This window comes from Micromonospora sp. SD12, assembly GCF_052068495.1.
Lineage (GTDB): Bacteria > Actinomycetota > Actinomycetes > Mycobacteriales > Micromonosporaceae > Micromonospora > Micromonospora echinofusca.
This window is the reverse complement of record NZ_JBQHDF010000008.1, coordinates 239012-264911: the sequence shown is the minus strand read 5'-3', so window position 1 is coordinate 264911 and position 25900 is coordinate 239012. Positions and strand designations below refer to the sequence as shown.

The following is a 25900-nucleotide window of genomic DNA, read 5'->3' as shown; positions in this document are numbered from 1 at the left end:
CCCGGGATCCGTGGGACGGGCGGCGCCCCGTCGACGTCGTGCCCGGGCGGGTCGGGCGGTCGCGTTGAACCTTTCCGCCGCCGCATCCGAACTACCGGGTGTGGCCGGAGCCGATGCCGGCCCCCGTGGAGACGGATGGGACCGACGATGGCGACGATGCACGGCACGCGCTCCCGGCGCCGGGCCGGGACGGTGGCGGTCCTGGTGGCGGCCGGGGTGCTGACCTGGCCCGCCCCGGCGTACGCGGCCGACGTGACGACCAGCCCGACGCAGGCGCGCCAGGGCGGTTCGGTGAAGCTGGAGTTCGTGGTGCCCGACGAGCTGCCGGGCGCCCGCGCCGAGCGCATCGAGATCCGGTTGCCGGCCGACGCCCCGATCGCCGAGGTCTACCCGATGTCGGTGACCGGCTGGGCGCCCCGGATCACCTCGCGCAGGCTCGACCAGCCCCTCGCGGGCATCCACTCCGCCCGCGTCGACGAGGTCGCCAGCGCGGTGACGTGGATCCGGATGCCCGGAGCGGCCCCCGGTCCGGCCCGGCTCACCCTCTCCATGGGACCGCTGCCGCAGGCCGACCGGCTCACCTTCGAGGTGATCCGGACGTACGCCGACGGCACGGTCGTGCGCTGGGCCGGGCCGAGCGGGGCCCGCCGGTCGCCGGCGCTCACCCTGCTGCCGGCGGCCCCCGGCGCGGCGGCCGGGCACGGCGGACACGGCGCCGGTCCGGGGGCCGGGACGGCCGGACACGGCGGCGGCCCGGCGGCCGGAACGCCGGCCGGCGGAGCGGGCGGCATGCCGGGGACGGCCGGCGGAGCGGGCGGCGTGCCGGGGACGGCCGGCGGCACGTCGGCCGAGGGCGGGAACGCGGACGCGATGCTGGCCGCCGGGCTACTCGCCGGCCTCGGCGGGGGCGCGGCGGTCGGCTGGCTGGTCAGCCGCTGGCGTCGCCGCGAGCCGGTCGACCCGGTCGACCTGTCGGTGCTGCGGGAGATGCCGGCGGCCCCCGCCGACGCCGGGGCGCGGTCCCCGGGCGGGCCGGTCGCCGCACACTGAGCGCGGCGCGCGCGGGTCAGCCGGTCCCGTGCCGGGTGCGACGCGTGGAACCCCGGTCCGGCGCGCGGCGCCGCGAGGATCAGCCGGCCCAGTCCGGCAGGGGTTCACGGGCGGCCAGCCAGTCGGTCGGCACCCCGCCCGGGGCGCCGACCCCGGTGTGCGCGGCCACCACCGACCCGACGATCGCGGCGGTGGTGTCGACGTCCCCGCCGGCCTCGACGCAGGCGCGGATCGCCGCCGGGTAGTCGTCGAGGTGCACGGCGGCGACCCAGCAGGTGAAGGCGACGGTGTCCTGGGCGGTGACCCGGGAGCCGTTGCCGAGCACGTCGGCGGCCTCGGGGACCGACCGGTCGAGCAGGCCGGCCGCCCGGCGTACGCCCCGGTGCACCTCGGTGGTCGGGTCCAGCGCGGCGGTCACGCCGGCCAGCAGCCGGGCCGGGGCGGGCCGATGGCCGTCGAGACGGGCGCGGGCGGCCAGCGACGCGGCCACCGCGACCGCCACCGCGCCGGCGACGCCCTCGGGGTGCGCGTGGGTCACCTCGGCCGACGCCCGGGCCTGCGCCGCCGCCCGCGGCGTGGAGTCGGCGAACCACGCGCCCAGCGGCCCGACCCGCATGGCCGCGCCGTTGCCGCAGGAGCCCTGTCCGTCGAAGGCCGAGGCGGCCGCCACCGGCCACGGCGTGCCGGTGCGGATCAGCCGCAGGACGGTCACGGCGCCCGGCCCGTACCCCCGGTAGGGCTCGCAGCGCTCGGCGAAGGCCGTGGCGAGGGCGTCGGAGTCGATGCGGCCGGCGTCGGCGAGGGCGGCGACGACGGAGCAGGCCATCTCGGTGTCGTCGGTCCACTGCCACGGCGGCGGGGGCAGCTTCCCGGCGGCCAGGTCGCCGGGGTGCCGGCCGGGGACGAAGAACTGTGAGCCGAGCGCGTCGCCGACCGACAGGCCGACGAGCGAGTCCCGGGCGAGCGCGAGACGGGTGTCGGGAAAGAGCGTGAAGGACATCGTTGTACCAGCTTGCCCCTTTGCCTCGTGCGCCGCAAACGCGATCGACTTGCCACCACGAGTACGGTCTTGCTGTGGCCACCGTGCTCCTGGTCGAAGACGATCACGTCGTACGCGGCGCGATGCTGCGATCCCTCGCCGACCGGGGGCACGCCGTGCACGCCGTCGGCACGGCGCTGGACGCGCTGCGCCGGGTGGCGGCCGAGACCCCCGACCTCGTGGTGCTCGACCTCGGGCTGCCCGACCTCGACGGCTCGGACGCGCTGCGGATGCTGCGCGGCATCACCGACGTGCCGATCATCATCGCCACCGCCCGCGACGACGAGCAGTCGGTGGTACGCCTGCTGCGCGCCGGGGCCGACGACTACATGGTCAAGCCGTTCACCGGCGCGCACCTCGACGCCCGGATCACCACCGTGCTGCGCCGGGCCGGGCGGGCCAGCCGGACGGTGCAGCCGGCCGTGCACAGCGTCGGCGGGCTGCGGGTGGACGTCGGCGAGCGCAGCGCCCACCTCGACGGTGAGCCGCTGGCGCTGACCCGCAAGGAATTCGACCTGCTGGCCTATCTCGCCGCCCGGCCGGGCCGGGTAGTGTCCCGCCGGGAACTTCTGGAGGAGGTATGGCGGCAGCCATCGGTCGGCGAGGACCAGACCATCGACGTTCATCTGTACTGGCTGCGCCGCAAAATGGGCGAGTCCGCGGCGAAGCCGCGCTACCTGCGCACCGTGCGGGGGGTCGGCTTCCGGCTGGTGGCGCCGGACTGAGGTCGTCGCTGGCCCTGCTCACGGCCGGCATGTGCACCCTGGTCGCGCTCGCGTTCCTCGTCCCGCTCGCCGTCGGTCTCGGTGACCGGGCGCGCGAGGAGGCCATCGCGGACGCGGCCCGGCGCAGCGCGCTGGTGACGGGCGCGCTCGCCGTCAGCACCGACCCCGCCGTGGTGGAGCGCGCCGTGGCGGCCAGCGGCGACGACCCGGCCACCCGGCCCGTCGTGCACGGGCTGGGGGTGGACGAGTCCACGGCCCGGGCCGACGCCGCGGGCCTGGAGCGGGCGCGGGCCGAGCGGCGCTCCGTGGTCGTCGACGTCGAGGGTGGCGTGCTCCGGCTGGACCCGGTGGTGCTCGGCGACACCACGGCCGTGGTCGAGGTCTTCGTGCCCGAGTCGGCGCTGGCCGGCAACAGCCGGTGGCTGCTGCTGCTCGGGGTGGCCGCCGCCCTGGTGGGCGCCACGGTGCTGGTGGTCGACCGGGTCGCCGCCCGCGCGGTCGACTCGGCCCGGGGCCTGGTCCGCGCGGCGCTCGCGATCGGCGACGGCGACCAGGGCGTACGCGTCGACCCGAGCGGCCCGCGGGAGCTGGCCGAGGCCGGGCACGCCTTCAACCGGATGGCCGACCGGCTGGACGCGGCCCGTACCGACGAGCGGGAACTGGTCGCCGACCTGTCGCACCGCCTGCGTACCCCGCTGACGGTGCTGCGGCTCGACGCCGAGGCGCTGGAGTCCGACGACACCAGCGTGGGCTCGTTCAGCGAGGCGGAGCTGGACCGCCGCCGGGGCATCCGGCGGATCCGGCAGGCGATCGTCACCCTCGAGGGCGAGATCGACGTGCTGATCAAGACCACCCGCAAGGCCGTCGCGCACGAGGCCGGGCCGGCCATGTGCGACGTCAGCGAGGTGGTACGCGACCGGATGGTGTTCTGGGCCGCGCTGGCCGGCGACCAGAACCGCCCGCACCGGGTCAGCGGCGCCCAGCTGCGCATTCCCGCGCCGGTGCCCCGGGCCGAGCTGGCCGCCGCGCTGGACGCGGTGATCGGCAACGTCTTCCGCTACACCCCGCAGGGCACCGCGTTCGAGGTGGCGGTCTCCCGCCGCGACGGGTACGTGGCCATCCGGATCGACGACGCCGGTCCGGGGATCGCCAACCCGGACCGGGCCCTGCGCCGGGGCGCCAGCGACCAGGGCTCGACGGGGCTGGGGCTCGACATCGCCAAGCGGGTGGCGTTGCAGGCGAACGGCTCGGTGAGCATCGACCGGGCCCGGCTGGGCGGGGCGAGCGTGGTGATGCTGCTCGCCGACCCGGAGGCGACGCCCCGGCAGGTCAGCCGCTTCGGTCTGGTCGGCCGGATGGCCCGGGAGCAGAAGACCGGCAGCCGCCGCTGGCCCCGTCAGCGGCCCACCGACGACTGACGCGGCGGCCCGCACGTCGATCGGCTTCCCGTCCCGGGAAGACGGGCCGGTTGTGCGGCGGCGCAAGTCTTCCTTAGATCGGAATTAACCGCGCTGCCGTGGCGGGCCGGCGCTGACAGGATCGAATCCGAACCCATCAGTTCCACCGGCCATTGCCTCGGGGCACCCCACCGGTCGGTGGAGCCGGGCGCGCGGCGGGAGACTCGGTCCCCCCACACCTCCTCCCGCCGCGCGCCGTCCCCTCGCGGCGCTCAGCCGGTGGCGGCGGCCAGGTAGGCGTCGATCTCGGCGGTGATCCGCCGCTTCGCCGCCGCATCCAGGAACGAGGCGGTCACCGCGTCGCGGGCCAGCGCGGCCAGCCCCTCCGGCCCCGCGTCGAGCAGCCGGGCCGCGACGGCGTACTCGTCGTTGAGGGTGGTGCCGAACATCGGCGGGTCGTCGGAGTTGATGGTGACCAGCAGGCCGGCGTCGACCAGCTGCCGCAGCGGGTGCTCCTCGATGGCGGCGACCGCCCGGGTACGCACGTTGGAGGTCGGACAGACCTCCATGCCGATCCGGTGCTCGGCGAGGTACGCCAGCAGCTCCGGATCCCGGGCGGCGGAGATGCCGTGCCCGATCCGCTCGGCGCCGAGCTCGCGCAGCGCGTCCCAGACGGTCTCGGGGCCGGTGGTCTCGCCGGCGTGCGGCACCGAGCGCAGGCCGGCCGCCCGGGCCCGGTCGAAGTACGGCTTGAACTGCGGCCGGGGCACCCCGATCTCGGGGCCGCCGAGGCCGAAGCTGATCAGCCCGTCCGGGCGCTGCTCCAGGGAGATGCGCAGCGTCTCCTCGGCGGCCGCCAGGCCGGCCTCGCCGGGGATGTCGAAGCACCAGCGCAGCTCGATGCCGAAGTCGGCCTCGGCCCGCTTGCGGGCGTCCTCGATCGCCTCGCAGAAGGCGGGCGCGGGGATCCCCCGGTGCACGTGCGAGTAGGGCGTGACGGTCAGCTCGGCGTAGCGGACCTGCTGGCGGGCCAGCTCGCGGGCGACCTCGTGGGTGAGCAGCCAGACGTCGTCGGGGTCGCGGATGAGGTCCACGACGCTCAGGTAGACCTCGATGAAGTGCGCGAAGTCGCGGAAGGCGAAGTAGTCGGCGAGCGCGGCCGGGTCGGCGGGCACGGGGCTGCGGCCCTCGTGGCGGGCCGCCAGCTCGGCGACGATCCGGGGCGAGGCGGAGCCGACGTGGTGCACGTGCAGCTCCACCTTGGGCAGTCCGGCGATGAAGGTTTGCAGGTCGGTCACAGGTTCTCCTCTGCGCGGGCGCCGGTGCGGGCGACGAAGAAGACGCGGCGGAACGGGAAGTGCACCTGGGCGTGCCGCACCGGGTACGCCTCGGCGAGGCGTACGCCCAGCTCGGCCCGGAAGCCGGACCAGCGCTCGGCGTCCAGGGCCGCCCGGACCGGCCGGAGCGCGGTGCCCTCCAGCCAGCTCAGCACGGGGTGGTCCGCGTCGGCGCGGGCCGGCAGCAGGTGCACGTAGGTAGTCTCCCAGGCGTCCACCGCGCAGCCGGCACCGGTCAGCAGCTCCGCGTAGCCGATGGCGGTGTCGTCGGCCGGGGGCCGGCGCAGCAGGGGTGCCACGTCGGCGCGCCACGCCGGCCGATCGGCGACCTCCCGCAGCGCCCGGTGCGAAGGCGCGTCGAAGTTGCCCGGCACCTGCACGGCCAGCCAGGCGCCGGCGGGCAGTTCCCGGGCCCAGCGGGTCAGCAGCTCCCGGTGCCCGGGCACCCACTGGAGCACGGCGTTGCTGACCACCACGTCCACGTCGGACGCGGGGCGCCAGTGCCGCACGTCGCCCACGGCGAAGCGGACCCCGGGGGCGGTGGCGGCGGCCCGGTCGATCATCTCGGGCGAGGAGTCGAGGCCGGCGACCCGGCTGCCCGGCCATCGCTGGGCGAGGGTGGCGGTCAGGTTGCCCGGGCCGCAGCCGAGGTCGACCACCGCGCGCGGTCGCTGCGCGGGGACCCGGGCGAGCAGGTCGTGGAAGGGCCGGGAGCGCTCGTCGCCGTAGCGCAGGTACGTCGTCGGATCCCACATCGTCGCCTCCCAAACCGTACGTCCGTCTTGTTAACCCTACGGGCCGGCGCGCGGCACCACAAGGCGATCACTAGGCTCAGTCCCATGGAGCAGCGCACCTTCCCCCGGCTGGGGCGGCACGTCGGGGTGATCGGGCTGGGCGCCTGGCAGCTCGGCGCGGACTGGGGCACGGTCAGCGAGGCCGACGCCACCGCCGTACTGAGCGCCGCCGTCGAGTCGGGGGTCACCTTCCTCGACACGGCGGACGTCTACGGCGACGGGCGCAGCGAGCAGCTCATCGGGCGGTTCCTGCGCAGCCGGCCCGACGCCGCGCTGACCGTCGCCACCAAGATGGGCCGCCGGGTCGCGCAGACGCCCGAGGCGTACACCCTGGCGCACTTCCGCGAATGGACCGACCGGTCCCGGCGCAACCTCGGCACCGACACCCTGGACCTGGTGCAGCTGCACTGCCCGCCCTCCGCCGTCGTCGCCGACGACGCCGTCTTCGACGCGCTGGACACCCTGGTCGCCGAGGAGCGGATCGCCGGCTACGGGGTGAGCGTGGAGACCTGCGACCAGGCGCTCACCGCCATCGCCAGGCCGGGCGTCGCCAGCGTCCAGATCATCCTCAACGCGCTGCGGCACAAGCCCCTCGACCGGGTGCTCCCGGCCGCGGCCGCCGCCGGGGTCGGCATCGTCGCCCGGGTCCCGCTGGCCAGCGGGCTGCTCTCCGGCCGGTACGACGAGCACACCACCTTCGCCGCCGACGACCACCGCACCTACAACCGGCACGGCGAGGCGTTCGACGTCGGCGAGACCTTCTCCGGCGTGGACTTCACGCTGGGCCTGGCCGCCGTACGCCGGCTGGCGCCGCTGGTCGGCGACGGGCGCACCATGGCCCAGTTCGCGCTGCGCTGGGTCGTCGACCAGCCCGGGGTCACCGTGGTCATCCCCGGTGCCCGGGACGCCACCCAGGCCCGGGGCAACGCCGCCGTGGCCGGTCAGGCGCCGTTGACGCGACGGGAACTGGCGGCGGTCGCGGAGGTCTACGACGGACTCGTCCGACCCCGGGTGCACGACCGGTGGTGAGTTGGGCGACCGGGACCCGGACCGACGGAGGGGGATCGCGATGAAGGGCTGGCTGCCGCTGACCCTCGGACTGCTCGCCGTTGTCGGCGGTGCGTTGTGGACGGTGCAGGGCCTCGGCTACGTCGAGGGCAGCGTGATGACCGACCGGCGGTTCTGGGCCGCCCTCGGGCCGCTCGTCGTCCTGGTCGGACTCGTCGTGCTCTGGTTCGGGCTGCGCGCCCGCAGGCGCCGCTGAGCGCCCCCGCAGCCGTCCCACCGGTCCGGCGTCCCGGTACGCGGAAAGCCCCGCATCCCGGGCGGAATACGGGGCTTCGCTGTGATCCGGGCGCCGGATCACCACTGGCCGGCGGCTGCCGACCGGCACTGCTCAGATGGGGCGGACCTGCTCGGCCTGCGGACCCTTCTGACCCTGGGCGATCTCGAACTCCACCCGCTGGTTCTCCTCCAGCGTGCGGTAGCCGCTGGTCTGGATGGCCGAGAAGTGGACGAACACGTCAGCACCCCCGCCGTCGACGGTGATGAAGCCGAAGCCCTTGTCTGCGTTGAACCACTTCACGGTTCCCTGCGCCATGTGTATCTCCTTCTAAAACTGGCGGCCGAGCACGCCGTGCGGCCGATTGGCCGTTTTCGAGCAGCGGTGCCTGAGGCGCCCCCACGAAGGAGACTTCACTCAACCCACGCCATCTCTCAACAGCGTGGAACAGCAAACCACGTAGCGAAAACTCTGCACAGACTACCGGACGAAATTCTTCGACATGTGACCTGACGGATGTCGAAGATCCGCTGGGTGGGCCCTTGTCCCCGCGCGAAAAGACCCCCGCACCATCGCGCCGGTGCGGGGATCCTTTTCGTCGTCGTCCGGTCAGTCCGGCCAGCTTCCGGTGAACCGGCGTACGCCCACCGCGCCACCCCGGTCGACGGCGGCCCGTACGACCGCGAAGATGGCGCCCTGCAACGCCGCCGCCGCCAGGACCTCGCCCCAGCCGCGGTCCTCGTCGGTGGCGCTGGGCGCCTCGCCGTCGCCCGCCGTCATCTTCCACACCTGCCGGAAGATCGCGCCCGCGACCGTACCGGCGGCGATGCCCATCAGCACGCCGACCGGCTTGTACGCGGCCTTCCCGATACCCCTGCTCACCGCTGCCTCCCCCGAACGATCACCAACACGATCACCGCGGCCACCGCCCCGGCCGCGAGGGCGACGAACGGCGTCGGGTTACGCCGCACGACCGCGCCCGTCTCCTGCGCCTGGCCCCGCGCGAGCTGCGCCTTCTGCGCCGCCTGCCCGCGCACCCGGGCCACGGTCTGCGCGGCCTGGCCCCGCACCCGCTCCTTCGCCTGGTCGGCGGAGGACCTCAGGCGCGCCTTGACGTCGGCCTTGGCCGCCAACGCCTCCATCGTCTCGCCCAGCTCGACCCGGGTTCGCCGGATCTCCTCCCGCAGCGCCTCGGTGTCGCCGCTGCCCCGGCCGTTGCCCGTCGTCATGCCCGTCCCCTGTCCTTCACGGCGGCGGTGACCGTGTCCACGTCCGCCCGGACGCTACGGACCGCGGCCTGCGGCACCGGTGGGACCGCCTGGCTGACCTGCTTCTTGCCCACCAGGGCCAGGATGCCGGCCATCGCGAAGAGCACCACCGCGACGATCAGGGCCGCCGCCCAGGCCGGCAGCACCAGGTCGAGCAGCAGGATCGCGGTGGCGACCAGGGCACCCAGGCCGTAGAGCGCCAGCGCCCCGCCACCGCCGAAGAGACCGATACCGATACCGGCGTGCTTGCCCTTCTCGGTCAGCTCCGCCCGGGCCAGGGCCAGTTCGTCGCGGACCAGGCGGGAGACCTGCTCCGTGGCCCGCTGCACCAGCTCGGCGGTGGACGGCTCGCTCCCGTTGCGGGGTGTGCGGGCGTTCGCCACGTCAGCCATGCTGTCCTCCTTTCATCATCACCGCGCTGTATGCCCGGAGTCGCCGCCCGTCAATCCTTCGCCGGTGCACCCGGACCGTCGGGCCCCCCGAGCCGCCGCACGGCGCGGAAGAAGGTGCAGAAGCGTCGCGCAGCAGGTCCCCACGAAACGCCCGGTCAAACCCCCCGAGCCGCCGCACTCCACCCCGGGCGCCCCCAGCAGGCACAACCCACCCACACCACCAACGCCCCCACCCCCCACAGGTCACGACCCCACTCCCCCGCCCCGACCTCCGCCGCGCCGATCGCGCAGCTGTGGTGGGCTTTACGCGACCTACGCACCTCTTGCGGGGCGCCACGACTGCATCATCGACGCGGGGGCGGCCCGGGCGGCCGGCGCCCTCGGCACGGGTGGGTGGGTCAGCGGCGGGAGTCGGCGGGTTCGTCGGGGCCGACGAAGGCCTCGCTGCGGGCGTCGCCGTCATCGCTGCCCCCGAAGACCCGCGCGTCGTCGGGTACGTCGGCGTCGGTGCGGCGGCGCACCGGCCGTCGGGGGCGTACCCACTGCCACGGCAGGTTGCTCTCCACGTCCCCGATCTCGGTACGCATCCGGGGCATGGCGGTCGGCCGGTGGTCCCGGATCCAGGCGACCAGGTGCTCACGCACCAGGCAGCGCAGGTCCCACAGGCTGCCGGCGTCGGCGGCGCTGACCAGGGCGCGCACCTTGATCGTCCCGCCGGTCGCGTCGGTCACCTGGAGTACGCAGACCCGCCCGTCCCACAGCTCGGTGCCCTCGGCGAGGCGGCGCAACTCCTCCCGCATGGCCTGCACCGGCACCGCCCAGTCGACGTCGAACTCGGCGGTGCCCAGCACCGCCGCCTCGGTGCGGGTCCAGTTCTGGAACGGCTTGCTGGTGAAGTACGAGGTCGGCAGGATCAGCCGCCGGTCGTCCCAGATCTGCACGACCACGTAGCTGAGCGTCAACTCCTCGATGCGGCCCCACTCCCCCTCGACCACCACCACGTCGTCGAGGCGGACCGCGTCGCTGAAGGCGAGTTGGAGGCCGGCGAAGACGTTGCCCAGCAGGCTCTGCGCGGCCAGCGCGGCGACCACACCGACCACACCGGCGCTGGTCAGCACGCCGGCGCCGATGCCGCGTACGGCCGGGAAGGTCATCAGCATCACGCCGACCGCCAGCACCACGATCACCGCGATCGTCAGCCGGCGCAGCATGACCACCTGGGTCCGTACGCGCCGCGCGTGCCGGTTGTCCGGCACGTCGACCCGGAAGCGGGCCAGGGCGGTGTCCTCGGCCACGACGAGCAGCGAGGCGACCAGCCAGGCGACGCTGGCGATCACGCCGAGCACCAGCAGGTGCAGCAGCACCTGCCGCCACTGGTCGCCGACCGCGTAGCCGGTGCTGAACCGCACGGCGAACTGGACGGCGACGACGGTGGCGGCGACCTGGATCGAGCGGTGCGCGTGATCCGTCAGCTCGGTCAGCAGCAGCGAACGCCGGCCGACGCGCCGGATCACGCGGTGCGCGACCTCGACCGCGAACAGGGCGATCGCCGCCGCGGCGAGCGCGGCGACGATCGTCCCGAGGTAGCTCTGCACAGGTTGTTTCCTCCCCCTGACGCCGGTTGCCTGTTTCGGGCAAGGGCCCAATGGTGCCCGGCGGCACCGGAATCGACCAGGTCTCAGACCTTGCGATACCGGGACTGGAGGAAGCAGAAGACGCCGAAGGCGGCGATACCGAGCGCCACCAGGGTGAGCAGGAGCTGGCCGTACGCCTGGTCGCGCAGCGTGCGCAGGGCCGCGTCCAGACCGCGGGCCTTCTCGGGGTCGTAGTTGACGGCGGCCAGGATGATCAGCAGGCCGGAGATGCCGTACGCGACGCCCTTGGCGATGTAGCCGGCCATGCCCAGCCGGCGGGTGAGCTGCCGCGTCTTGGCGTTCATCTCGCCGGTCTTGAGGTGCTTCTCGAAGCGCTTGATCAGCCCGTAGATCACCAGGCCGACGCCGATCGCGGCGAGGCCGAGCCCGGCCAGGCCGACCAGCCAGCGGCCACCGGAGGACTCCATGAGCCTGCCGGTCAGCGCCTCCTGCTGGTCGGCGCTGTTGGAGCCGGCGTCCTTGAAGACCTTGAAGGCCGTCCAGGCGAAGTAGAGGTAGACGACGGTGCGTCCCAGCGAGGCGAGCCGCTCCCAGACGCGCTCCTTGCCGCGCTCGGCGCGGTGCCCGACGGCCGCCTCCAGCGCCTGCCAGATCGCCATGGCGAGCAGGCCGACCGCGATGGCGATGACGAGGAACTTGCCCAGCGGCTGGGCGGCGAGGGTGCGCAGCGCGCCGGACTGGTCGCCGTCGGCGCCGGCCTTGCCGAACGCGATCTGCAACGCCAGCCAGGCGAACAGGAGGTGCACGATGCCGTAGCCGATGAAACCGACTCTGGCCAACAGTTCGAGCCACCTGCTGTTCGCCGTACGGGAGGCGGTGGCTTCGGCGTTCCGGGTGAGTGACATGGCGCCACAATCACCGAATACGAAGATTTCCAAACGTCGGCCACCGCCGCCCCGGCCAGGTCAGTTGCCGGGGTTCCTCGACACCCTGATCTTGACCTCCTGGTCGGTGACGCTGTCCAGCGTCACCGCGAAGCCGCCGACCTCGGTGGCCTGCTGGCCCGTCGTCAGCGACAGCTGCTCGCCGGCGACCTCGACGGTCACCTGGTCGTCCTGCGCGCCGATGAGCTTGGCCTCCACGCCGAGGATGGTGGCGCTGGCGTTCACGCCCCGGTCGAAGGTGACCGTGCAGGCGTCCAGGCCGCAGTCGGTGCTGGCGCCCTCGGAGCTGCAACCGGCGAGCACGGCGACGCCGAGCGCGAGGCCGGCCAGCAGGCCGGCGGCCCGGCGGGTGGGGGTCAGCGGGAAGGCAACACGTCGATTCGTCACCCCGCCAAGGGTACGAGACGCCGGCCACTGCGGCAGCGCGTGATCATCCGCCGAGGTGGGGGGCCCGCGGCGGGGCGTTAGGGTCCCGGCATGCCGTTCGACATCGCCCGCACCCGGGCCGCCTACCCCGCCCTCGCCGAGGGCTTCGTCCATCTCGACGGGGCCGGGGGCACCCAGACCGCCGCCGGAGTCGTCGACGCGGTCACCGCCGCCATGCGCGCGGCGGTGGGCAACCGCAGCGCCGCCTTCGCGCCCGGCCGGCGGTCGCTGGAGATGGTGGCCGCCGCCCGGTCGGCCGTGGCCGACCTGCTCGGCGCCGAGCCCGACGGGGTGGTGCTGGGCCCGAGCGCGACGGCGCTGACGTACACCCTGGCCCGGGCCCTGGGCGCCGGATGGGGGCCCGGCGACGAGGTCGTGGTCTCCCGGCTCGACCACGACGCGAACGTACGCCCCTGGGTGCAGGCCGCCGAGGCGGCCGGCGCGACGGTGCGCTGGGCCGAGTTCGACCGCGACACCGCGGAACTGCCGGCGGCCCGCTACGCGGAGCTGGTCGGCGAGCGCACCCGCCTGGTCGCGGTGACCGCGGGCAGCAACGCCACCGGCACCGTCCCGGACGTGGCGGCGATCGCCGCCACCGCGCACGCCGCCGGCGCGCTGGTCTGCGTCGACGGGGTGCACTCGGTGCCGCACGGCCCCACCGACCTCGCCGCGCTGGGCGCCGACTTCCTGGTCACCAGCGCCTACAAGTGGTCGGGGCCGCACCTGGCCGCGATGGTGGCCGCGCCCGCGACGTGGGAGCGGCTGCGCCCGGCGAAGCTGCTGCCCTCCTCCGACGCGGTGCCGGACCGCTTCGAGTACGGCACCCCGAGCTTCCCCCTGCTGGCCGGCGTGGCCGCCGCCGTGGACCACCTGGCCGGGCTGGACCCGACGGCCACCGGCAGCCGGCGCGAACGGCTGCTCGCCGGGCTGGGCGCCGCGCAGGCGTACGAGGAGGCGCTGCTTCAGCGGCTGCTCGCCGGGCTGGCCGCGCTGCCCGGCGTCACGGTGCTCGGCGCTCCCGTCCGGCGCTGCCCGACGGTGTCCTTCCGGCTGGCCGGGCTCTCGCCGCAGCGGACCCAGGAGGAGCTGGGCGCGGCCGGGTTCTGTCTCTCCGCCGGCGACTACTACGCGTACGAGTACTTCCAGGCGATGGGGCTGCGCGACAGCGGCGGGGCGGTGCGGGCCAGCCTCTACCACTACAACACGGCAGACGAGGTGGACCGGTTGCTCGGCGAACTGGACCGCCTCGTCGCCGGCGGGGGCAGAATGGCCGGGTGAGCACCCTGGTCGAGGACAACCCCGCCAAGCACCGGTTCGAGATCCTGGTCGACGACGCGCTGGCCGGGTTCACCGCGTACCTGCCGCGCGGCGAGGTGCTGGTCTTCACCCACACCGAGATCGACCCGAGGTTCCAGAACATGGGCGTCGGCGCGGCCCTGGTCCGGGGCACCCTCGACCAGCTGCGCGAGCGCGGCACGACGGTGGTGCCGCGCTGCCCGTTCATGGCGGCCTTCATCGACCGCCACCTCGAGTACGCCGACCTGGTCACCCCCGAGCCGTAACCGGGGGCGCCGGGATGCTCCGGCGCCCCTCGACGGCGGGGGGGACGCCAGGGCACCGCCGCAACGGTCCGAGCAGGCGCGGGAGCGGTCAGCGGCCCGCCAGCAGGCCGGCGGCGGCGTGGGCGGCCGCCCGGGTGGCGCCGTGGGTGGCGACGTGCACCGCCCCGGTGACCAGCTCGGGAACGCCCAGCTCGACCACGACCGCGTCCGGGCGGGCCGCCAGCGCACGGGTCACCGAGGCCCGCATCCAGTCGTGCCGGTGCAGGTCGCGGACCACCAGCACCACGCACCGGCCGGCCGCCCCGGCGGTCGGGTCGGCGGGCACGTCGGCCTCGGCGTAGCGGACGGTGGTGGTGCCGGCGAGCAGGTCGGCCAGCGGGGCGGCGAGTCCCCACGGGGTCTCCGGACCGATCGCGATGTTGCGCGGCGGCTCGAACTCGACCACGTGCGCGGGGCCGGCCAGCGGCAGGGCGCCGACGCCGGCGGGCGCGGTGGTGACCCGCAGCGCCCGGCGGGCGGCGGCCAGCCCGACGGCCGAACCGGCGGCGGTGGGGCGGGGCCGTGACGGCCGCTCGGCCCGGGCCGCGACGGTCCAGGCGGCGAGCTGCCCCACCCGCTTGGCCGCCTCGGTGAGCCGTTCCTCCGGCAGCTCGCCGGAGACGACCGCCGCGACGATGGCGTCGCGCAGCAGCCGGGCCGTCTCCTCGTCGGCGCGTTCCCCGCCCACGCAGATCGCGTCGGCGCCGGCCGCGAGGGCGCGTACCGCCGCGCCCGCGAAGCCGTACCGGTCGGCGACCGCCCGCATCTCCACCGCGTCGGTGACGACGACGCCGGAGAAGCCCAGCTCGTCGCGGAGCAGCCCGCCGAGGATCCGGCCGCTGAGGGTGGCCGGCAGCTCCGGGTCCAGCGCCGGCACCAGCAGGTGGCCGGTCATCACGGCCTGCACCCCGGCCGCCACGGCGGCCCGGAACGGGGCCAGCTCCACGGCGTCGAGGCGGGCCCGGTCGGCGGTGATGCGGGGCAGGTCGTGGTGCGAGTCGACCTTGGTGTCGCCGTGCCCGGGGAAGTGCTTGGCGCAGGCGGCGACCCCGCCCGCCTGGAGGCCGCGTACCCAGGCGGCGGTGTGCCGGGCGACCAGCGCGGGCTCGGCGCCGAAGGCGCGTACGCCGATGACCGGGTTGGCGGGGTTGGAGTTGACGTCGGCGTCGGGGGCGTAGTTGAGGGTGACGCCCAGCGCGGCGAGGTCGGCGCCCAGGTCGTGGGCGACCTCCTCGGTCAGGGCCGGGTCGTCCACCGCGCCGAGGGCGAAGTTGCCGGGCCGGGAGCTGCCCCGGGCGGACTCGATGCGGGTCACGTCGCCGGCCTCCTCGTCGATGGCGACGACGACGTCGGGGCGTTCGGCCCGCAGGGTGGCGGTGAGCGCGGCCACCTGCTCCGGATGGACCACGTTGCGGGCGAAGAGCACCACGGAGCCCAGGCCCTCGCCGAGCCAGCGGCAGATCCAGGGCGGCGGTGTGGTGCCGACGAACCCCGGTTGCAGGACGGCCGCGGCCAGGGCCGTCAGGCTCTCGTCGCGCCCGCTCACGCCGGCCCGCCCGCGTGGTGGCTGTTGTGTCGCTCGCTCATGCGGTCGTCGTACCCCCGTCTTCTCCGCGCCCGGCGGCCCGCCACCCGCGGCGGTGCTGACATGGTCACACCGCGCGAAAAAATAGTCAATAAACCTTACAGTTGCCGTCCGGCGCGGAGCTGGGGACAGTTCGGGGATGGATCCCCTGCTGCTGGCCGACGCGACGAGCCCGGCCGACATCCCCGGCGTACGCCTGCTCGGCCTGGTCGTCGGCGGCCTGCTGCTGCTCGCCGCGATCCGCGCGATGTTCCGGCGCTGAGGCCGCGCACCCGGCGCCGGCGCCCGGGGTTCGACGGCGGCCGTCGGGGTACCGCCTGCCTCGTTGGACCGGTAGGAGACCGCGAGGGGGAACGATGAGGATCGGCTACTTTCTGTCCACCGAGGAGTACACGCCGGCCGAGCTGCTCGAACAGGCGCGCGGCGCGGAGCGGGCCGGCTTCGAGGCGCTCTGGATCTCCGACCACTACCACCCGTGGACGGACGCGCAGGGCCAGAGCCCCTTCGTCTGGTCGGTCATCGGCGCGCTCAGCCAGGTCTGCCAGCTCCCGGTCACCACCGCCGTAACCTGCCCGACCGTGCGCATCCACCCGGCCGTCGTGGCGCAGGCGGCGGCCACCAGCGCGGTCATGCACTCCGGTCGGTTCGTGCTCGGCGTGGGCAGCGGCGAGGCGCTCAACGAGCACATCCTCGGCGACGCCTGGCCGCAGACCGACGTGCGGCTGGAGATGCTGGAGGAGGCCGTCGAGGTGATGCGCGAGCTGTGGCGGGGCGGCTTCGTCAACCACCACGGCAAGCACTACACCGTCGAGCACGCCCGGATCTACACGCTGCCCGAGACTCCCCCGTCGGTGTACGTCTCGGGCTTCGGCCCCAAGGCCGTCGACCTGGCCGCGCGCATCGGCGACGGCTTCGTCAACACCTCACCCGACGCCGGACTCGTCCGGCGGTTCCGGGAGAACGGCGGCGGCGACAAGCCGTGCCAGGCCGGCTTCAAGGCGGCGTACGCGTCGACCGAGGAGGAGGGCGTACGGATCGCGTACGAGCGCTGGCCCAACGCCGGGGTGCCGGGCGAGCTGTCCCAGGTGCTGCCCTCGCCGCGGCACTTCGAGCAGGCCGCCGAGCTGGTCCGGCCGGAGATGATGAAGGACGCGTTCGTCTGCGGGCGGGACACCGACGCGCACCTGGCGAAGATCGAGGAGTACGCCGAGGCCGGCTTCGACGAGGTCTACGTGGCCAACACCGGCCCGAACTGGCAGGGCCTGCTCGACCTCTACCAGCGCGAGGTCTTCCCCCGCGTACGCTGACCGCGCCGGCCCCGGGCACCCCGCCGGTGGGGGTGCCCGGGCTCAGCGCGAGCCCGGAGCCGGGCCGCGATGGAGGAGGCCATCCGCGGCTTCCTCGCCGAGATCGATCCCGCTACCGGCTACCTGGCGGAGTGACGGCAACCGGCGGCATCACGAATGGTTCCCATCCCATCAGTTCTCCGCGCGCCGGGTCGCCGGCGTCACCCGAGCCGCCGGTTTCGCCGCTGAACACGTCGGGTACCTCCGGCCCTCGATGAAACTGTCCACGCACTCGACGACACTGCGCCGCGCGGCGAAGAGCCTCTTCGGCTGGACCGCACTGCGGCCCCACCAGCTGGCCGCCATGCGGGCGGTGATGAAGCGCCGTGACGCCCTGGTGGTGCTGCCCACCGGTGCCGGCAAGTCGGCGATCTACCAGATCCCGGCCAGCCTGATCCCCGGCCCGACCGTGGTGATCTCCCCGCTGCTCGCCCTCCAGCAGGACCAGATCGCGGCGCTCAACGAGCGGCAGCGGCCGGAACTGCGCGCCGTGCGGATCAGCTCGAACGAGTCGGCCGGCCAGCAGGCGGAGGCGATCGCCGAGATCCGCGACGGGCGGGCCGAGTTCCTCTTCATCACCCCGGAGCAGCTCGCCAACCCCGACCGGATGGCCGAGGTCAGGTCGCTGAAGCCGGCGCTGGTGGCGATCGACGAGGCGCACTGCATCTCGGCCTGGGGGCACGACTTCCGCCCCGACTACCTGGCGCTGGGGCACCTGATCGACGGCATCGGCCGGCCTCCGGTGGTGGCGCTGACGGCCACGGCCTCCCCGCCCGTACGCGACGACATCATCGCCCGGCTGCGGCTGACCGAGCCCGAGGTGGTGGTCTCCGGGCTGGACCGGCCGAACCTGTTCCTCGAGGTGGCGCACTGCCCGACGGAGGACTACCGGTGGCGGCGGCTGATCGCCCTGCTGCGCGACGACACCCGCCCCGGCATCATCTACGTGCCCACCCGGCGCTCCGCCGAGGAGCTGGCGGCCCGGCTCACCGACGCCGGCTTCCCGGCCCAGTACTACCACGGCGGGATGGCGGCCGGCGCCCGCGCCGAGCTGCACGAGGCGTTCCTCGCCGACCAGGTGCCGATCATGGTGGCCACCTCTGCGTTCGGCATGGGCATCGACAAGCCGAACATCGCCTGGGTGGTGCACATGGCGCTGCCGGACTCGCCCGACAGCTACTTCCAGGAGATCGGGCGGGCCGGCCGCGACGGCGCCCCGGCCCGGGTGCTGCTGCTGTGGCAGGCCGAGGACGTCGGGTTGCAACGCTTCTTCAGCGGCGGCCTGCCGGACCCCGACGAGCTGCGCGACCTGTCCGCGCTGCTGCGCAAGAAGGCGCGCAACAAGAAGGAGCTGCGCGAGGTCACCGGCCTGGGCCCGCGCAAGCTCGGCCAGTACCTGGCCCTGCTGGAGCAGGCGGGCGCGGCCGAGCCGAGGGCGAAGCAGCGTATCGGCGCGCCCCGCTACTCCCCCGCGCCCGTGGACGCCGCCGCGGCGGCCCTGGCGGAGGCCGAGCGGCAGCAGACCGTGACCCGTTCGCGTACGGACATGATGCGGGCGTTCGCCGAGACCACCGCCTGCCGGGGGCAGACGCTGCTGGCGTACTTCGGCGAGCAGATGACCGAGGTCTGCGGGCACTGCGACAACTGCCACGCCGGCACCAGCACCCCCGACGACGGCTCGGTGGGGCCCTTCCCCGTGCACAGCCAGGTCCGGCACCCGGAGTGGGGGCACGGCCTGGTGCTGAGCTACGAGGAGGACCGGATGACGGTTCTCTTCGACGAGGTGGGGTACAAGACGCTGTCCGTCAGCGTGGTGTCCGAACAGGGCCTGCTGACCCTCGACTAGCCTGAGCCGGGCTCCCCCTGTCGGGGCCGCGGACGACGAGCGACATCAGTACGGAAGGAGCGTTGTCGTGATCGAGCAGCCGGCGTACACCGGGTTCGGTTTCTCCGACGAGGAGTGGGGGCTGCTGGTCGGCCTGCCGCAGTCGGTGCTGACCGCGGCGAGCGCCGCCGAGTCCGACGGCACCCGCCGCACCATGGCCGAGAACGCGGCCGGGCTGGAGACCATCGCCGCCGGCCGGGAGTCGGCCAGCCCGCTGGTCGCGGCCGTGGCCGGCGAGATCGTCTCGCGGGTCGGCGACCCGGAAGCGGGCGAGGAACTGCCGGTCATCGCGCCGTCCGACCCGCGCGCCTACCTGGAGGACGTGCTTGGCCGGGCCCGGGAGGCGGCGGTGCTGCTGGCCGCCCGGACCGACGAGGGCGAGGCCGGCGCGTACAAGCACTGGCTCGTGGACATCGCCGAGCAGGTGGTGGGCGCGGCGTCCAGCGGCGGCATCCTGGGCCTCGGCGGGGACGTGGTCAGCGACTCGGAGCGGCGCTTCCGCGACCGGCTCTCCCAGGTGCTCAACGACTGACGCGACGACGACGGCGGCACCGGACGAGGTCCGGTGCCGCCGTCGCGTACCCGGGGTGGCGCGCGGTCAGGCCACGCGGCGGCGGAACAGCACGGCGGTCAGCGGCACCGAGACGGCCAGGACGCCGAGGCACCAGGCCACCGCCAGGGTCGGGGCCGTGCCCGTCGGGGTGCCCAGCAGCAGGGCGCGCAGCGTCTCGATGACGGGCGTGACGGGCTGGTGGTCGGCGAAGCCGCGGATCCAGCTCGGCATCGTCTCCACCGGCACGAACGCGCTGCTCGGATAGGGCAGGAACATCGCCAGGAAGGTGAAGCCGCTGGCGGCCTCCGGGGTGCGGGCCAGCAGGCCGAACGCGGCCGACAGCCAGGACACGGCGAGCAGGAAGAGCAGCAGCACCCCGAACGCGGCCAGCCAGCGCAGCGGGTCCACGGCCGGCCGGAAGCCGATGGCGACGGCGAGGACCAGCACCAGCACGGTGGAGACGGTGTTGCGGGCGATGCTGGCGGCGACGTGCCCGCCGAGGATCGCGGTGGCGCTGACGTCCATCGTGCGGAACCGCTCGATGATCCCGTTGGTCAGGTCGGTGGTCACGCTGACGGCGGTGCTCGCCGCGCCGAAGCTGGCGCAGAGCAGCAGGACGCCGGGCACCACGTAGGTGACGTAGCGGGTGCCGGTGTCGATCGCGCCGCCGAACAGGTAGACGAAGAGCAGCATCAGCAGCACCGGCAGCAGCAGCGACGTGAGCAGCGCGTCGACGTTGCGGCGGGACAGCCGCAGGCAGCGCGCCACCATGACGGCGGCCTCGCCGGCGCGGGTCGGACGCAGGGTCAGCTCAGACACGGGCCACCTCCGGGTGGGCGGTCACCGGGTCGCCGGTGAGGGTGAGGAAGACGTCGTCCAGGGTCGCCTCGCGGACGATGAAGCGGGCGAGGCCCCGCCGGTCGGGGTCGGCATGGTCGAGCAGGTGGCGGATCTCCGCCGCGTCGCCGCCGGTGGTCACCGCCAGCTCCAGGCGGGCCGGGTCGCGGTGCGTGACCCGGTCGCCGAGCCGTTGTCCGGCGGCGGCGAAGCTCTGCGCGTCGCGCAGCGTCAGTTCCAGCCGGTGGGCGCCGAAGCGGCGCTTGAGGTCGGCCGCGCTCCCCTCGGCGGCGAGCCGGCCGCCGTGCAGCACGGCGATCCGGTCGGCGAGCCGGTCGGCCTCCTCCAGGTACTGCGTGGTGAGCAGCACCGTGACCCCGGCCCCGGCCAGCTCGGCGACCACCTCCCACAGGCCCTGCCGGCTGCGCGGGTCGAGGCCGGTCGTCGGCTCGTCGAGGAAGATCACGGACGGCTCGCCGACCAGGCTGGCCGCGAGGTCGAGGCGGCGGCGCATCCCGCCGGAGTAGGTCACCACCCGACGGCCGCCGGCGGCGACCAGGTCGAAGCGCTCCAGCAGGTCGGCGGCCCGCCGCCGGGCGGCGGGCGGGGCCAGCCCGGCCAGCCGGGCCATCATGCGCAGGTTCTCCGCGCCCGTCTGCTGGTCGTCGAGCGCCGCGTGCTGGCCGGCGAGGCTGATCGCCCGCCGCACCCGGCGCCGGTCGCGGACCACGTCGTGGCCGTCCACCCGGGCCGCGCCCCCGTCGGGCGCGGTCAGCGTGGCCAGGATCCGTACGGTCGTGGTCTTGCCCGCCCCGTTGGGGCCGAGCAGGGCGTGCACGCTGCCCCGGGCCACCCGCATGGTCAGCCCGTCGAGCACCGCCACCCCGCCGTAGCGCTTGCACAGGTCGACGGTCTGCACCGCTGCTGTCTCCATCACCCCTCACCCTCCGCTTTCTGCGTACCACGTACGCTGTTCTGCGTAGACCATACGCAGAAGTTAGGATGGCGGTCAAACACGCACCGGGAGGTGGGATGAGCGACGCCGACGTCGAGCTGCCGGAGAGCATCGAGCTCGCCTGGGGCCTGCGGGAGCGCCCCGGCAAGGGCCCCCGGCGCAGCCTCACCATGGAGCAGGTGGTGGCCGCCGGCATCCGGGTGGCCGAGGCCGACGGGCTGGCGGCGGTGTCGATGAACCGGGTGGCCGGCGAGCTGGGCGTGGGGACCATGTCGCTCTACCGCTACGTCCCCGCCAAGACCGACCTGCTCGAACTCATGGCCGACGCCGGCTACGGGGACCCACCCGCGCCACGCGGCCCGGACGAGGGCTGGCGGCCGGCCCTCGCCCGCTGGGCGCACGCCAACGTCGCGGCGATCCACCGCCACCCGTGGATCCGGCAGGTCCCGATCGGCGGCCCGCCGATGGGCCCCAACGGGGTCCGCTGGATGGAGCAGGGGCTCGCCGCCCTGCGCGGCACCGGCCTGCGCGGCATCGAGCGGCTCTCGACGATCCTGCTGGTCAGCGGGTACGCCCGGTACTGGGCCACGCTCACCGCCGACCTCACCGAGGCGGCGGCGCGGGAGCAACTGAGCCCGGACGAGGTCGGCGCGCGGTACTGGCAGCAGCTCGAACGGCTGACCCGCAACGGACCGTACCCGGCGGTCCGGGAGTTGCTGGCGGACGCCGAGGACGAGCTGGACGAGGAGCTCGATGCGGAGTGGCGGTTCGGCCTCGACCGGATCCTCGACGGCGTCGAGGCGCTGATCCGCAGCCGGACGGCCACGCGCTGAGCCGGCCGGCGCGCCCCGGCCGCGTCGACGGGCGGGCCGGGAACGCCCTGGGCACACGGACGCCCACGATGGACAATGGCCACTCGAACGGCGCGAGGACGGGGAGCGGATGCTGCTGCGCAACACCGTCGACACGACTGCGGTGCCGGCGGCCGAACGCTTCGAGATGTGGCTCGACCTGGTGGCGCGTACGGCGTCGCCGCTGCGGATCCGCACCGAGCACGCGCACGACTTCGCCGCCCGGGCGGAGATCGTCGAGCTCGACCCGATCCGGGTGGTCAACTACCGGTATCCGTCCCTGGATGCCGTCGGGAGCTCCCGGCTGGTGCGCGAGTCGGCCCCGGAGATCTACACGCTGGCGCTCACCGTCGACGGCGACGGCGCGGCCAGCCAGGCCGGTCAGAGCAGCGTGCTGGGGCCGCGCGAGTTCATCTTCTACGACGGGTCACGGCCACACGGGGTACGGCACGTCGGCGACGACGGCGGCCGCAAGCCGGCCCGCTCGGTCGTGGCGATCATCCCGCACGCCGCCCTGCCGCTGTCGCCGGACCGGCTGGCGCCGCTGCTCGGCCGCCGGATGTCGGGCACCGAGGGGATCGGCGCGCTGCTGGCCCAGTTCCTCCTCCAGATCGCCCGCCACCCCGAGCAGTACCACGCCGCCGACGCCCCCCGCCTCGGCACCGTCGGGCTCGACCTGGTGTCCACCATGCTGGGTCGGCACCTGGTGGCCGAGGACGCGGTGCCGACGGAGGCCCGCCGGCGCGCCCTCGTCACCCAGATGCGGGCGTACATCCAGCGGCACCTCGGCGACGCGACGCTGAGCCCGCAGGTGGTGGCGGACGCCCACCACGTCTCGCTACGTACCCTGCACCGGCTCTTCGAGGCCGAGGAGTCGACGGTCGCGTCGTACATCCGGGAGCTGCGGCTCGCACGGTGCCGGCACGACCTCGCCGACCCGGGCCTGCGCGGCCAGCCGGTCCAGGCGGTCGGGGCCCGCTGGGGCTTTCCCGACAAGGCGCACTTCAGCCGGGCCTTCCGCAAGGCGCACGGCGTCGGGCCGCAGGCGTGGCGGGCCGGCCAGGCGCAGGACGCGGCACGGGAAGTCAACCCGGCGGCATCCACGGTCAACCCGGTCGCGGCAGACTGACGCCGAGATGGCCGATCCTCGCCCGCCACGGCACCGGCGGAGCGGGATCGCCAACGGGGGCCGCGGCGAGCCGCCCGCCGCCACGGGGGAGGCGGGCGGCCGCCCGGTGACCACCGGGGACGGCCCCCGCACCGACGGCCGGCTCAGGCGTCCTGGAGCAACTCGAGCACGATCCGCTCGGCCTTCTCGCGGGGCGTGGCGGGGTCGACCGGGGCGACCACGCCGTCGTGGAAGAGGTCGACCACGCGCGGGTCGACGTAGGACGTGCGCGCCACCGTGGGGGTGTTGCCGAGCAGCTCCGCGACGTCGCGCATCACCGCCGCCACCGCCCGCCGGCCGGCGGTGGCCGAGCGCGGCGGGCCCACCGTCGCCAGCTCGGTCGCCGCCAGCACCGTGGCGTGCCAGGTCCGGAAGTCCTTCGCCGTCATCTCGCCGCCGCTGGCGTCGCGCAGGTACTCGTTGACCTCGTCGCTGCGCACGTCGCGCCAGTCCCCGCCGTCGCGGTAGCCGAACAGCCGGTCGGCCGAGCGCCGCCGACGGCGCAGGTTGACCAGCACCCGGCACAGCTCCGGGTCCTCGATGCGGCGCACCTGCTCGATGCCGCCCTTCGCGGGGAACTCGAAGACCACGCAGCCGCCCCGGGAGCGGGCGTGCTCGGGGCGCAGGGTCGACACCCCGAACGTCGGGTCGTCGCCGGCCGCGTACTGGTCGCTGCCGACGCGGAACATGCCCATGTCGAGCAGCCGGGTCACCGTCGCCAGCACCCGGTCGCGGTACAGGCCCCGGCCGGACAGGTCCCGCCCGACCCGCTCGCGCAGCACCGGCAGCCGGCGGGCCACCTCCAGCACGTGGTCGAACTTCGCCTCGTCGCGCTTCTCGCGCCACTTCGGGTGGTAGAGGTACTGCTTGCGCCCCGCCGCGTCGATGCCGGTGGCCTGGATGTGCCCGTTCGGGTACGGGCAGATCCACACGTCCCGCCAGGCGGGCGGGATCACCAGCTCGCGCAGCCGCCCCAGCTGGTCGGGGTCGCGCACCGACTGGCCGGACGGGTCGAGGAAGAGCCAGCCCCGGCCGCGCCGGCGTCGCCCGTACCCCGGCCTGCCCGGATCACTACGCCGCAACCGCACCGGACACCCGCACCGCCCGTTCCACCTCGTCCACGGCGGCCACCACCTCGTCGACCCCGATGGCCGCCAACGTCGGATGGCTTCCTACCCCCTCCCACCTGCGCCAACCCTGTCCGCCCGCCCACAGCGCCCGGTGCCGGGGCCGGCCCGGCGGCGGCCCCCACCGCGCCGGGGAGACCGGCCCGAAGAGCACCACCGACGGGGTGCGGTAGCCGGTCGCCAGGTGCGCCACGCCCGTGTCCCCGCTGACCACCAGCCGGGCGTACGCCACCAGCGCCGCCAGCCGGCCCAGGTCCGTCCGGCCGGCCAGCACCGCGTCGGCGGGCAGCCCCGCCCCCGCAGCGATCCGCTGCGCCGTCGCCCGCTCGTCGGGGCTGCCGGTGAGCACCACCCGGTGCCCCCGGGCGGCCAACTCCCGGGCCAGCGCGGCGAACCGCCCGGGCGGCCAGCGCTTGGCGGGGACCTTGGAGCCCGGGTGCAGCACGGTCACGCCGGTCGGAACGTCGCCGGGGGCCGGGCGCAACAGGTCCAGGTTGGTGCGGTCGGCGGGGATGCCGTACCAGTCGAGCAGCCGGCACCAGCGGTCGACCTCGTGTTCGTCGGCGCGCCAGTCGGGGCCGTCGCGGTGACCGGCCTCCGGGCTGGCGTAGGCGAGCAGCCGGCCCGGGTGGGTGCCCGCGAGCATCCGGTGCGACTCGGGGCCCCGCCCGTGCAGGTTGACGGCGACGCGCGGCGCCCGCAGGGCCGCACCGGGGCGGCCCAGCCCGTCCGTGGGCACCAGCCGGTCGACGCCGCCGACCAGCTCCACCAGCGGCGCCAGCCAGCCGGGCGCGGCGAGCACGAGCTCCCGGTCGGGATGGGCGGCGCGCAGGGCGCGCAGGGCCGGGGCGGCGGTGGCGAGGTCGCCGACGCCGAGGGCGCGCAGGACGAGGATCACGGGTACGAGGTCTCCTGGTCGGCGCAGACGACCATCTCGCGTACGGCGCAGCCGGCGGGTTGGGACAGCGCGAACATGACGGCGGCGGCGGTGTCGGCGGGGTCGTTCAGCACGGCGTCGGGACCGGGCTTGTACGCGGCGTCGCGCTCGTCGAAGAAGGCCGTGCGCATGCCGCCGGGCACGAGCAGCGTGACGCCGACCCTGCCGGCCAGCTCGGCGGCGAGGGCCCGGGTGAAGCCGACGACCCCGAACTTGGCCGCGCAGTACGCGGTCGCGTCGGCGACGGCCTTGACCCCCAGCGTGGAGGCGACGGTGACGACGCTGCCCCGGGAGGTCTCCAGGAACGGCAGGGCGGCCCGCACCACGGCCGCCGTGGCGAGCAGGTCCACGGCCACGATCCGGTCCCAGGTCTCGCCCGGCACGTCCGCCAGCTTTCCCGGCACGTCCATCCCCGCCGCGGTGACCACCGCGTCCAGCCCGCCCGAACGCTCGGCGAGCTGCCGGGTGGCGGCCTCGGCGGCGCGGGTGTCGGCCAGGTCGCACTCCACCCACGGCACCCCGTCGGCGGGCGCCTGGCGGTCCAGCACCAGCGGCCGACCGCCGGCGCGGGCGACGGCCGCGACCACGGCGGCGCCCAGCCCGCTCGATCCGCCGGTGACCAGCACGGTGCGCCCCGCGCCGGGCGAACCGGCGCTCATCGGGTGCCCTCCGCCGCGCCCGGTCCCGGGACGGGCCGGACGGCCCGCGCCCGTGGGCGTTCGCCGCCGGAGGGCGCCGACCCGCCACCGGGGGCGGGGCCGGGTGGTTGCGCACAGGCCGGCGGCACGGTGTCGGTGAGCGGCGGC

The 25900-nt window shown here is 75.0% G+C and carries 29 protein-coding genes; 13 read left to right on the top strand and 16 right to left on the bottom strand.

Features of this window, described 5'->3' with window-relative positions:
* Positions 1-156: 156 nt before the first annotated feature.
* Positions 157-1050 (top strand): DUF1775 domain-containing protein, encoded by an 894-nt coding sequence (locus ACTMS2_RS18390; RefSeq protein WP_441176459.1) that lies wholly within the window; start codon positions 157-159, stop codon positions 1048-1050.
* Between the two features lie 79 nt (positions 1051-1129).
* Here the strand turns inward: ACTMS2_RS18390 and ACTMS2_RS18385 are convergent, their stop codons facing one another.
* Complete coding sequence (locus ACTMS2_RS18385; RefSeq protein ID WP_441176458.1) at positions 1130-2050, bottom strand: ADP-ribosylglycohydrolase family protein; 921 nt, start codon at positions 2048-2050, stop codon at positions 1130-1132.
* 74 nt (positions 2051-2124) lie between these two features.
* Here ACTMS2_RS18385 and ACTMS2_RS18380 point away from each other — a divergent pair, with 74 nt between their 5' ends.
* Positions 2125-2814 carry a response regulator transcription factor gene (locus ACTMS2_RS18380; RefSeq protein ID WP_089001050.1) on the top strand — a complete coding sequence of 230 codons (690 nt, stop codon included), beginning with the start codon at positions 2125-2127 and terminating at the stop codon, positions 2812-2814.
* A 29-nt stretch (positions 2815-2843) separates the two neighbouring features.
* Complete coding sequence (locus ACTMS2_RS18375; RefSeq protein WP_441176457.1) at positions 2844-4232, top strand: ATP-binding protein; 1389 nt, start codon at positions 2844-2846, stop codon at positions 4230-4232.
* A gap of 251 nt (positions 4233-4483) precedes the next feature.
* Here ACTMS2_RS18375 and ACTMS2_RS18370 read toward each other — a convergent pair whose 3' ends face one another.
* The gene (locus ACTMS2_RS18370) at positions 4484-5509 is read right to left on the bottom strand and encodes an adenosine deaminase (RefSeq protein ID WP_441176456.1); all 1026 of its coding nucleotides are present in this window, start codon (positions 5507-5509) and stop codon (positions 4484-4486) included.
* The gene (locus tag ACTMS2_RS18365; RefSeq protein ID WP_441176455.1) at positions 5506-6303 is read right to left on the bottom strand and encodes a trans-aconitate 2-methyltransferase; all 798 of its coding nucleotides are present in this window, start codon (positions 6301-6303) and stop codon (positions 5506-5508) included. Before ACTMS2_RS18365 ends, ACTMS2_RS18370 begins: the two co-directional genes overlap by 4 nt.
* An 84-nt stretch (positions 6304-6387) precedes the next feature.
* Here ACTMS2_RS18365 and ACTMS2_RS18360 point away from each other — a divergent pair, with 84 nt between their 5' ends.
* Both ACTMS2_RS18360 and ACTMS2_RS18355 read left to right on the top strand, forming a co-directional pair.
* Complete coding sequence (locus ACTMS2_RS18360; RefSeq protein WP_441176453.1) at positions 6388-7371, top strand: aldo/keto reductase; 984 nt, start codon at positions 6388-6390, stop codon at positions 7369-7371.
* A 40-nt stretch (positions 7372-7411) separates the two neighbouring features.
* On the top strand, positions 7412-7606 hold the full coding sequence (locus tag ACTMS2_RS18355) for a hypothetical protein (RefSeq protein WP_089001054.1): 195 nt from the start codon (positions 7412-7414) through the stop codon (positions 7604-7606).
* Positions 7607-7738: 132 nt separating this feature from the next.
* Here the strand turns inward: ACTMS2_RS18355 and ACTMS2_RS18350 are convergent, their stop codons facing one another.
* The 7 genes from ACTMS2_RS18350 to ACTMS2_RS18320 all read right to left on the bottom strand — a co-directional run bounded on the left by ACTMS2_RS18350 (position 7739) and on the right by ACTMS2_RS18320 (position 12210).
* Positions 7739-7942, bottom strand: coding sequence for a cold-shock protein (locus ACTMS2_RS18350; protein WP_007075740.1), 204 nt, complete (start codon positions 7940-7942; stop codon positions 7739-7741).
* 291 nt (positions 7943-8233) lie between these two features.
* On the bottom strand, positions 8234-8506 hold the full coding sequence (locus ACTMS2_RS18345) for a DUF4235 domain-containing protein (RefSeq protein WP_089001055.1): 273 nt from the start codon (positions 8504-8506) through the stop codon (positions 8234-8236).
* Positions 8503-8853, bottom strand: a complete 351-nt coding sequence (locus ACTMS2_RS18340; protein WP_441176452.1) for a DUF3618 domain-containing protein — start codon at positions 8851-8853, stop codon at positions 8503-8505. Before ACTMS2_RS18340 ends, ACTMS2_RS18345 begins: the two co-directional genes overlap by 4 nt.
* Positions 8850-9284 (bottom strand): phage holin family protein, encoded by a 435-nt coding sequence (locus tag ACTMS2_RS18335; RefSeq protein ID WP_441176451.1) that lies wholly within the window; start codon positions 9282-9284, stop codon positions 8850-8852. Before ACTMS2_RS18335 ends, ACTMS2_RS18340 begins: the two co-directional genes overlap by 4 nt.
* A 398-nt stretch (positions 9285-9682) precedes the next feature.
* A complete protein-coding gene (locus ACTMS2_RS18330) occupies positions 9683-10879 on the bottom strand; it encodes a mechanosensitive ion channel family protein (protein ID WP_363621647.1) in 1197 nt (398 codons plus the stop codon).
* A gap of 83 nt (positions 10880-10962) precedes the next feature.
* Positions 10963-11784, bottom strand: a complete 822-nt coding sequence (locus ACTMS2_RS18325; RefSeq protein ID WP_441176450.1) for a DUF1206 domain-containing protein — start codon at positions 11782-11784, stop codon at positions 10963-10965.
* Between the two features lie 60 nt (positions 11785-11844).
* On the bottom strand, positions 11845-12210 hold the full coding sequence (locus ACTMS2_RS18320) for a hypothetical protein (RefSeq protein ID WP_441176449.1): 366 nt from the start codon (positions 12208-12210) through the stop codon (positions 11845-11847).
* A 90-nt stretch (positions 12211-12300) separates the two neighbouring features.
* Here ACTMS2_RS18320 and ACTMS2_RS18315 point away from each other — a divergent pair, with 90 nt between their 5' ends.
* Positions 12301-13527, top strand: coding sequence for a cysteine desulfurase-like protein (locus ACTMS2_RS18315; protein ID WP_441176448.1), 1227 nt, complete (start codon positions 12301-12303; stop codon positions 13525-13527).
* Positions 13524-13811 (top strand): GNAT family N-acetyltransferase, encoded by a 288-nt coding sequence (locus tag ACTMS2_RS18310; protein WP_101409155.1) that lies wholly within the window; start codon positions 13524-13526, stop codon positions 13809-13811. The genes ACTMS2_RS18315 and ACTMS2_RS18310 overlap by 4 nt, the downstream gene beginning before the upstream one ends.
* A gap of 88 nt (positions 13812-13899) precedes the next feature.
* On the opposite strand, the gene ACTMS2_RS18305 is transcribed toward ACTMS2_RS18310, so the two are convergent.
* Positions 13900-15396 (bottom strand): glycoside hydrolase family 3 protein, encoded by a 1497-nt coding sequence (locus ACTMS2_RS18305; RefSeq protein WP_441176447.1) that lies wholly within the window; start codon positions 15394-15396, stop codon positions 13900-13902.
* Between the two features lie 178 nt (positions 15397-15574).
* Between ACTMS2_RS18305 and ACTMS2_RS18300 the strand changes: the two genes are divergently transcribed.
* From ACTMS2_RS18300 to ACTMS2_RS18285, 4 genes are all read left to right on the top strand, one after another.
* The gene (locus ACTMS2_RS18300; RefSeq protein ID WP_255474757.1) at positions 15575-15697 is read left to right on the top strand and encodes a hypothetical protein; all 123 of its coding nucleotides are present in this window, start codon (positions 15575-15577) and stop codon (positions 15695-15697) included.
* Positions 15698-15791: 94 nt separating this feature from the next.
* A complete protein-coding gene (locus ACTMS2_RS18295; protein ID WP_441176446.1) occupies positions 15792-16742 on the top strand; it encodes a TIGR03557 family F420-dependent LLM class oxidoreductase in 951 nt (316 codons plus the stop codon).
* A 253-nt stretch (positions 16743-16995) separates the two neighbouring features.
* Entirely contained in the window at positions 16996-18627 is a 1632-nt protein-coding gene (locus ACTMS2_RS18290) for a RecQ family ATP-dependent DNA helicase (RefSeq protein ID WP_441176445.1), read from the top strand.
* Positions 18628-18694: 67 nt separating this feature from the next.
* The gene (locus ACTMS2_RS18285; protein WP_101409152.1) at positions 18695-19198 is read left to right on the top strand and encodes a hypothetical protein; all 504 of its coding nucleotides are present in this window, start codon (positions 18695-18697) and stop codon (positions 19196-19198) included.
* 66 nt (positions 19199-19264) lie between these two features.
* On the opposite strand, the gene ACTMS2_RS18280 is transcribed toward ACTMS2_RS18285, so the two are convergent.
* On the bottom strand, positions 19265-20038 hold the full coding sequence (locus ACTMS2_RS18280) for an ABC transporter permease (RefSeq protein WP_441176444.1): 774 nt from the start codon (positions 20036-20038) through the stop codon (positions 19265-19267).
* Positions 20031-20990, bottom strand: coding sequence for an ATP-binding cassette domain-containing protein (locus ACTMS2_RS18275; protein WP_441176443.1), 960 nt, complete (start codon positions 20988-20990; stop codon positions 20031-20033). Before ACTMS2_RS18275 ends, ACTMS2_RS18280 begins: the two co-directional genes overlap by 8 nt.
* A 98-nt stretch (positions 20991-21088) precedes the next feature.
* On the opposite strand from ACTMS2_RS18275, the gene ACTMS2_RS18270 reads away from it, so the two are divergent.
* Both ACTMS2_RS18270 and ACTMS2_RS18265 read left to right on the top strand, forming a co-directional pair.
* A complete protein-coding gene (locus ACTMS2_RS18270) occupies positions 21089-21844 on the top strand; it encodes a TetR/AcrR family transcriptional regulator (RefSeq protein WP_441176442.1) in 756 nt (251 codons plus the stop codon).
* Positions 21845-21953: 109 nt separating this feature from the next.
* The gene (locus ACTMS2_RS18265) at positions 21954-22991 is read left to right on the top strand and encodes a helix-turn-helix domain-containing protein (RefSeq protein WP_441176441.1); all 1038 of its coding nucleotides are present in this window, start codon (positions 21954-21956) and stop codon (positions 22989-22991) included.
* 143 nt (positions 22992-23134) lie between these two features.
* Here the strand turns inward: ACTMS2_RS18265 and ACTMS2_RS18260 are convergent, their stop codons facing one another.
* The 3 genes from ACTMS2_RS18260 to ACTMS2_RS18250 are packed head-to-tail and all read right to left on the bottom strand — an operon-like array spanning position 23135 to position 25753.
* Positions 23135-24118, bottom strand: coding sequence for a DNA topoisomerase IB (locus tag ACTMS2_RS18260; RefSeq protein ID WP_441176440.1), 984 nt, complete (start codon positions 24116-24118; stop codon positions 23135-23137).
* Positions 24102-25055 (bottom strand): glycosyltransferase family 9 protein, encoded by a 954-nt coding sequence (locus ACTMS2_RS18255; protein ID WP_441176439.1) that lies wholly within the window; start codon positions 25053-25055, stop codon positions 24102-24104. The genes ACTMS2_RS18260 and ACTMS2_RS18255 overlap by 17 nt, the downstream gene beginning before the upstream one ends.
* Complete coding sequence (locus tag ACTMS2_RS18250; protein WP_363621676.1) at positions 25052-25753, bottom strand: SDR family oxidoreductase; 702 nt, start codon at positions 25751-25753, stop codon at positions 25052-25054. The genes ACTMS2_RS18255 and ACTMS2_RS18250 overlap by 4 nt, the downstream gene beginning before the upstream one ends.
* Positions 25754-25900 lie beyond the last annotated feature (147 nt).

What these genes read in the sequence shown, in the direction of transcription:
- ACTMS2_RS18275 (WP_441176443.1), bottom strand. Translation starts at nt 20,990, where the DNA reads ATGGAGACAGCAGCGGTGCAGACCGTCGACCTGTGCAAGCGCTACGGC.
- ACTMS2_RS18325 (WP_441176450.1), bottom strand. Translation starts at nt 11,784, where the DNA reads ATGTCACTCACCCGGAACGCCGAAGCCACCGCCTCCCGTACGGCGAAC.
- ACTMS2_RS18355 (WP_089001054.1), top strand. Translation starts at nt 7,412, where the DNA reads ATGAAGGGCTGGCTGCCGCTGACCCTCGGACTGCTCGCCGTTGTCGGC.
- ACTMS2_RS18385 (WP_441176458.1), bottom strand. Translation starts at nt 2,050, where the DNA reads ATGTCCTTCACGCTCTTTCCCGACACCCGTCTCGCGCTCGCCCGGGAC.
- ACTMS2_RS18365 (WP_441176455.1), bottom strand. Translation starts at nt 6,303, where the DNA reads ATGTGGGATCCGACGACGTACCTGCGCTACGGCGACGAGCGCTCCCGG.
- ACTMS2_RS18375 (WP_441176457.1), top strand. Translation starts at nt 2,844, where the DNA reads ATGTGCACCCTGGTCGCGCTCGCGTTCCTCGTCCCGCTCGCCGTCGGT.
- ACTMS2_RS18390 (WP_441176459.1), top strand. Translation starts at nt 157, where the DNA reads ATGCACGGCACGCGCTCCCGGCGCCGGGCCGGGACGGTGGCGGTCCTG.
- ACTMS2_RS18335 (WP_441176451.1), bottom strand. Translation starts at nt 9,284, where the DNA reads ATGGCTGACGTGGCGAACGCCCGCACACCCCGCAACGGGAGCGAGCCG.
- ACTMS2_RS18315 (WP_441176448.1), top strand. Translation starts at nt 12,301, where the DNA reads ATGCCGTTCGACATCGCCCGCACCCGGGCCGCCTACCCCGCCCTCGCC.
- ACTMS2_RS18360 (WP_441176453.1), top strand. Translation starts at nt 6,388, where the DNA reads ATGGAGCAGCGCACCTTCCCCCGGCTGGGGCGGCACGTCGGGGTGATC.
- ACTMS2_RS18265 (WP_441176441.1), top strand. Translation starts at nt 21,954, where the DNA reads ATGCTGCTGCGCAACACCGTCGACACGACTGCGGTGCCGGCGGCCGAA.
- ACTMS2_RS18295 (WP_441176446.1), top strand. Translation starts at nt 15,792, where the DNA reads ATGAGGATCGGCTACTTTCTGTCCACCGAGGAGTACACGCCGGCCGAG.
- ACTMS2_RS18340 (WP_441176452.1), bottom strand. Translation starts at nt 8,853, where the DNA reads ATGACGACGGGCAACGGCCGGGGCAGCGGCGACACCGAGGCGCTGCGG.
- ACTMS2_RS18300 (WP_255474757.1), top strand. Translation starts at nt 15,575, where the DNA reads ATGGATCCCCTGCTGCTGGCCGACGCGACGAGCCCGGCCGACATCCCC.
- ACTMS2_RS18250 (WP_363621676.1), bottom strand. Translation starts at nt 25,753, where the DNA reads ATGAGCGCCGGTTCGCCCGGCGCGGGGCGCACCGTGCTGGTCACCGGC.
- ACTMS2_RS18350 (WP_007075740.1), bottom strand. Translation starts at nt 7,942, where the DNA reads ATGGCGCAGGGAACCGTGAAGTGGTTCAACGCAGACAAGGGCTTCGGC.
- ACTMS2_RS18290 (WP_441176445.1), top strand. Translation starts at nt 16,996, where the DNA reads ATGAAACTGTCCACGCACTCGACGACACTGCGCCGCGCGGCGAAGAGC.
- ACTMS2_RS18270 (WP_441176442.1), top strand. Translation starts at nt 21,089, where the DNA reads ATGAGCGACGCCGACGTCGAGCTGCCGGAGAGCATCGAGCTCGCCTGG.